The sequence below is a fragment of the Nitrospirota bacterium genome (assembly GCA_020846775.1).
In the GTDB taxonomy this organism is placed as follows: Bacteria; Nitrospirota; 9FT-COMBO-42-15; order HDB-SIOI813; family HDB-SIOI813; genus RBG-16-43-11.
On sequence record JADLDG010000059.1, the window covers coordinates 1 to 5,668 of the forward strand.

The 5,668-nt window shown below is 46.5% G+C and carries 5 protein-coding genes; all 5 read right to left on the minus strand.

All coding sequences use genetic code 11. The annotated features are described in order from the left end of the window. Positions 1-1,646, minus strand: a 1,646-nt coding sequence (locus tag IT392_08720; GenBank protein MCC6544567.1) for an FAD-binding protein, incomplete at its 3' end; no start/stop codon positions are given. Further along, on the minus strand, positions 1,646-2,044 hold the full coding sequence (locus IT392_08725; protein MCC6544568.1) for a YjbQ family protein: 399 nt from the start codon (positions 2,042-2,044) through the stop codon (positions 1,646-1,648). The genes IT392_08725 and IT392_08720, both read right to left, overlap by 1 nt. A gap of 135 nt (positions 2,045-2,179) precedes the next feature. Further along, positions 2,180-3,628 carry an aminomethyl-transferring glycine dehydrogenase subunit GcvPB gene (gene gcvPB / locus IT392_08730; protein ID MCC6544569.1) on the minus strand — a complete coding sequence of 483 codons (1,449 nt, stop codon included), beginning with the start codon at positions 3,626-3,628 and terminating at the stop codon, positions 2,180-2,182. 108 nt (positions 3,629-3,736) lie between these two features. After that, on the minus strand, positions 3,737-5,071 hold the full coding sequence (gcvPA, locus tag IT392_08735; GenBank protein ID MCC6544570.1) for an aminomethyl-transferring glycine dehydrogenase subunit GcvPA: 1,335 nt from the start codon (positions 5,069-5,071) through the stop codon (positions 3,737-3,739). 45 nt (positions 5,072-5,116) lie between these two features. After that, on the minus strand, positions 5,117-5,668 hold a 552-nt coding region (locus tag IT392_08740; protein ID MCC6544571.1), incomplete at its 5' end, for a glycine cleavage system aminomethyltransferase GcvT.

Consider the following 5,668-nt stretch of genomic DNA (forward strand, 5'->3'; position numbering starts at 1 on the left):
CCCTGCGGTGTCTGATATGCGAGTGAGTGATGCAGGAAATTTTCGTCATCACGATTTGGATAGTCCTCCCTCGCATGCCCGCCTCTGGACTCTTTCCTGTTAAGCGCTCCCAGTGCAACTACCTCTGCAACGTCCAGCATATTGTCCAGTTCCATCGCATTTACCAATTCTGTATTAAAGACCTTACTCTGCTGGGTCAGGCTGATCTTATTAAAACGCTCCTTCAGTTTTCGAACAGCCTGCACTGCATCCTTGAGTTCTTCTTCTTTCCTGTAAATACCGACTTTTTCATCCATTGTCTTACGCAAATCCGTTAAAATAGCGCCTATACGTTCTTTACCATTGCCTGTCTTTATATAGCGTTTCTGGATGATATCCATCTGCTGTTTTGCCAGGGACTTCAATTTATCCGGTGAAGACGGCTTTGCCTTAACAGCATAATCCGCTGATGACAGACCTGCCCTTGCACCAAAGACCAGTATCTCTGCAAGTGAGTTTGAACCAAGCCGGTTTCCGCCATGAATGCTGACGCAGCCTCCCTCACCTGCCGCATAAAGCCCTTCAATAGGCGTCTTACCATCCTTGTCTGTGTGAACTCCCCCCATTGTATAATGCATGGTAGGTCTTATTGCAATAGGTTCATGCACAGGGTCCATCCCGGCAAAATCTATACAAAGCTCACGTACCATCGGGAGTTTTTCCTCTATCTTGGCCTCGCCAAGATGCCTTAAATCCAGCTGTATATACGATCCATAAGGCCCGTCAAATCCCCGGCCTGCCCTGATCTCCTGTATAATTGAACGGGATACAATATCACGGGGGGCAAGCTCCATTTTGGTCGCGGCATATTTTTCCATAAACCGCTCGCCTTTATTATTAAAGAGATAACCACCCTCACCGCGTGCCGCCTCAGTAATCAGTATACCTGTCTTAATAAGTCCTGACGGGTGGAACTGGATAAATTCCATGTCTTTAATAGGCGCGCCTGCACGATAGGCTATCGCCGCACCGTCACCTGTCTTTATACCGGCGTTACTGGAGAAATAAAATATCCTTCCAACACCGCCTGTACAAAGGATAACCGTCTTTGCGGCAAGTATGTTAAATTCACCCCGCCTTATGTCATATGCCAGTAATCCGCCTATCCTGCCGTTATCCACCAGCAAGGCTGAGGCAAACCACTCGTCATATCGCTTAATTACATCATACTTTAGAGATGTCTGAAATAACGCATGGAGGAGATGGAAACCTGTTTTGTCAGCTGCATGGAGTGTGCGCTTCCTGCTCATTCCACCGAACCAGCGGGCTGCTATGCGTCCATCTTCTTCGCGGTTCCACGGACAACCCCAGCGCTCCACCTGGATAACTTCTCTTGAGGCATCACGGACAAAGGCCTCTACTGCATCCTGGTCTGCAAGATAGTCGCTGCCCTTAATAGTGTCATATGCATGAAGATCGTGGGTATCGTCTTCTTTCAGAACCGCTGCACAACCCCCTTCGGCTGCAACAGTGTGACTGCGCATCGGGTAAACCTTTGAAACAATTGCAGTTTTTAAGGATGGGTTGGCGTGGGCAATAGCTATCGCAGCACGGAGTCCGGCACCGCCGCCGCCAACTATCAGTATGTCATGAGACAATACATCCATTAACTTTCTACTACTTTCACCTGAACTTTACGTTCTCTTAGTCCATCGAACTCACAGAAGAATACTGACTGCCAGGTGCCGAGAACAGGTTCGCCTTTGTCTACCATCACATGAACGGTAGAACCGATTATACTTGTCTTTATGTGTGCAGCTGAATTACCTTCAGCGTGCAGATAACCGCTCTCAATTGGAATCAACTCATCAAGTTTATCAATAAAATCTCTCATAACGTCCGGATCCGCCCCTTCATTAATAGTTATCCCTGCTGTAGTGTGAGGTACAAATATTGTGCAAATGCCTTCTCTTACGCCCAGGTCATTAATCACCTTTCTGACCTCATTTGTTATATCTATTGTTTCAATCTGCTTTTTTGATTTTATTGCAAGAACATTTATCATATATTTATGGCAAATAATTTGTCAAGAAATATTTTATTATTTCTCATTCTAAAAATCCCCCTTCATCCCCCTTTTCCAAAGGGGGAGATGACTTTCCCCTCTTTGGAAAAGAGGGGTTAGGGGAGATTTTTAGTATCATTGTTTCTTCCATCGTAAATTTGGTTTTTTTACTGCCATCGCTTCGTCAAGACGTCTGACGACCGTCGTGTGCGGTGCGTTCTTCACTATCTCAGGATTGGTCTCCGCCTCTTTAGCTATAGCAATCATCGCATCACAGAATGAGTCAATGGTCTCCTTTGGCTCTGTCTCTGTTGGCTCTATCATAATGGCCTCATCAATTATAAGGGGAAAGTTCACGGTCGGAGGATGAAATCCATAGTCCTGAAGCCGTTTGGCAATATCCCACGAGTGGACACCTTTGGCCTTCTGGTATTTTGCAGAAAATACACACTCGTGCATGCACGGGACATTATTGGGTATGTAATAATATTCATGTAAACGCTTCTTTATATAATTTGCGTTCAGCACTGCATTCTCACTGACTTCCCTTAACCCTTTAGCGCCCATCTTCTTTATATATGAATATGCCCTGACGAGGACACCGAAGTTACCATAAAAAGCATGGACAGTTCCAATACCCTGCGGCCTGTTATAATCCATGAAGTATCTGTCACCATCTTTTTCCACTGTCGGAACAGGGATAAAAGGTGTAAGTTTCTCAGAGACGCCGATAGGACCGGCACCGGGACCTCCCCCGCCATGTGGGGTTGAGAATGTCTTGTGCAGATTAAAATGGACCACGTCGAAACCCATATCACCGGGCCTGACTATACCGAGTAATGCGTTGAGATTAGCACCGTCCATGTACATGAGGGCGCCCGCGTCCTGAGTTAACCTTGATATTTCTGCTATATCCTTTTCAAAGAGCCCAAGGGTATTAGGATTCGTCAGCATAACTGCCGCTGTCTCTGTATCCAGGACCTTTTTCAACTCCTCGACATCTACAAGCCCTTCCCTGGTGGATTTTATTACGACTGCCTCATAGCCTACTAACGCCGCACTGGCCGGGTTTGTCCCATGGGCAGAATCAGGTATTATAACCTTATGCCTCGGGTTCCCATGCGCCTCATGATATGCCCGGATTACAAGCAGACCGGTAAGCTCTCCATGCGCTCCGGCTACAGGCTGTAAAGAGACCCTGTCAACACCGCCTATCTCTTTGAGAAACCCCTCCAGCTCATACATCATCCTCAGTGCCCCTTGAGACAACTGTTCAGGCTGGAGCGGATGTGCATTCATTAGACCCGGTGTCTTTGCTGCCTCTTCGTTGACCTTTGGGTTATATTTCATGGTGCAGGAGCCAAGGGGATAGAAACCGAGGTCAACACCATAGTTTAACCTTGAGAGATTGGTAAAGTGCCGTACCAGCTCTATCTCGCTGACCTCCGGTAGGTTCAGGGGAGTGTTTTTAATCAGGTCTTTAGGAAGTAAACTCTGCAGTTCCGCTTCCGGCACATCCAGCGCAGGCAATGAGTATGCTTTGCGGCCGGGGGCGCCTTTTTTGAAAATGAGTTGTTCTGACATCTATTATATTACTCCCATGAAAATCCAGATAAAAATCCCCCTTAATCCCCCTTTTTCAAAGGGGGAGATTAGTTTCCCCCTTTGAAAAAGGGGGATTAAGGGGGATTTTTATTTTCCTAATACCGCAACTAATCTGTCTATCTCTTCGCGTGTCCGCTTCTCAGTTACACAGAACAGGAGATGATTTTCCAATTCCGGATAATATACCCCTAAGTCGAGCCCGCCCAGTATCTTTTCTGAAATCAATCTATCCTGAATCTTTTTCACGGATACCGGTGTCTTTACAACAAACTCCTTGAATACCGGTGAGGTAAACGGCACGGAGTATCCCTTGAGTTTGCTGATACAATTTCTTGCATAGGCCGTCTTCTGAACACAAAGATTAGCCGCATCCCTGAGACCCTGCTTTCCCATGGCAGCCATATACACAGTAGCCGTCAGGGCGACAAGCGCCTCATTGGTGCAGATATTAGACGTAGCCCGTTCCCTCTTTATATGCTGTTCTCTTGTCTGGAATGTCAGGCAATAGCCGGACTTTCCTTCAGCATCCACTGTAGCCCCTACTATCCTGCCAGGCATTTTACGAACCTGATCCATCCTGGTTGCGAAAAAACCGAGGTAAGGTCCGCCAAAATTAAGTGGTATACCCAATGGCTGCCCCTCACCAACCACAATATCAGCTCCCAGCTCACCAGGAGACTTCAGTAAACCAAGGGCTATGGGATCGGCAACAACTACAGCAATTGCACCGGACCTGTGGGTCAAATCAATAATAGTCTTAATATCTTCGACACAGCCAAAGAAATTCGGGTATTGTATAACAACCACTGCTGTCTTATCAGAAATCGCCCTCGACAGCCTTTCAACATCAGTTACACCGTTATTCCACTCTATGGTCTTTACAGGCAGCTTAATCCCGAACAGATATGTATCCAGCACCTTACGATATCGCGGGTTTATTGCAGATGACACGACGATCTCATCCCTCTTCGTAATCCTTGCAGCCATCAGTGCAGCCTCAGCCATTGCAGAGGCGCCGTCATACATGGAGGCATTTGACACCTCCATACCTGTGAGCTCACATATCATTGTCTGATATTCATATATTGTCTGGAGGATACCCTGGCTCATTTCCGCCTGATAAGGTGTGTAAGCAGTATAAAACTCTGAACGTGAGACCATATGAGGCACTACACTCGGTATAAAATGGTCATAAGCGCCACCCCCAAGAAATGTCACATACTCCCCGGTGTGAGCATTCATGCCTCCGAGCGCACTTATCTCCTTAAGTAATTCAAACTCAGAAAGTGCATCAGGGATATTCAGGTCCTGTTTGAGTCTTAAGTCAGACGGTATATAGCTGAATAATTCTTCAACAGAAGAGACACCTATAGCATTGAGCATCTCTTTCTGATCATTAGTAGTATTAGGAATATATTCCATAAGTTCTTTTACTCGTATCAGATAACCCGGTAAACTCGGTTCAGGCTATTTCTTTTGCACCTTTTTATAAAATGGCGTTGCCGTTACAACAGCAACAGCTGCCTTACCCCTTATATCTATCAATATCTCTGTCCCCGGGCCTGAATATTGCGGCAGTACATATCCCATCCCTATCCCTTTCTTAAGGGTCGGGGAGAAGTTGCCACTGGTAACAACGCCGAGGGTTTTTCCATTTGAGTAAATCCTGCACCCATGACGGGGGATACCCTTCTGCAGGATTTCAAAACCAACAAGCTTCCTCTCTATACCCGTTTCTTTTTTTTGCAGGATGGCATCCCGGCCAATGAAATCTCCCTTATCGTAATCAACGGCCTTGTCAAGGCTTGCCTCCACTGGTGTCGTCTTATCATCCATATCATTACCATAAAGGGGATAACCCATCTCAAGCCTGAGGGTGTCTCGACATCCAAGCCCTGCCGGCTTAAGCCCGTATTCTTCGCCCTTCTTTAAGATAGAATCCCATACACCTGACGCTATCATAGCAGGCAGAAATATCTCATAGCCCCTCTCGCCTGTAAAACCTGTCCTCGCAATGTA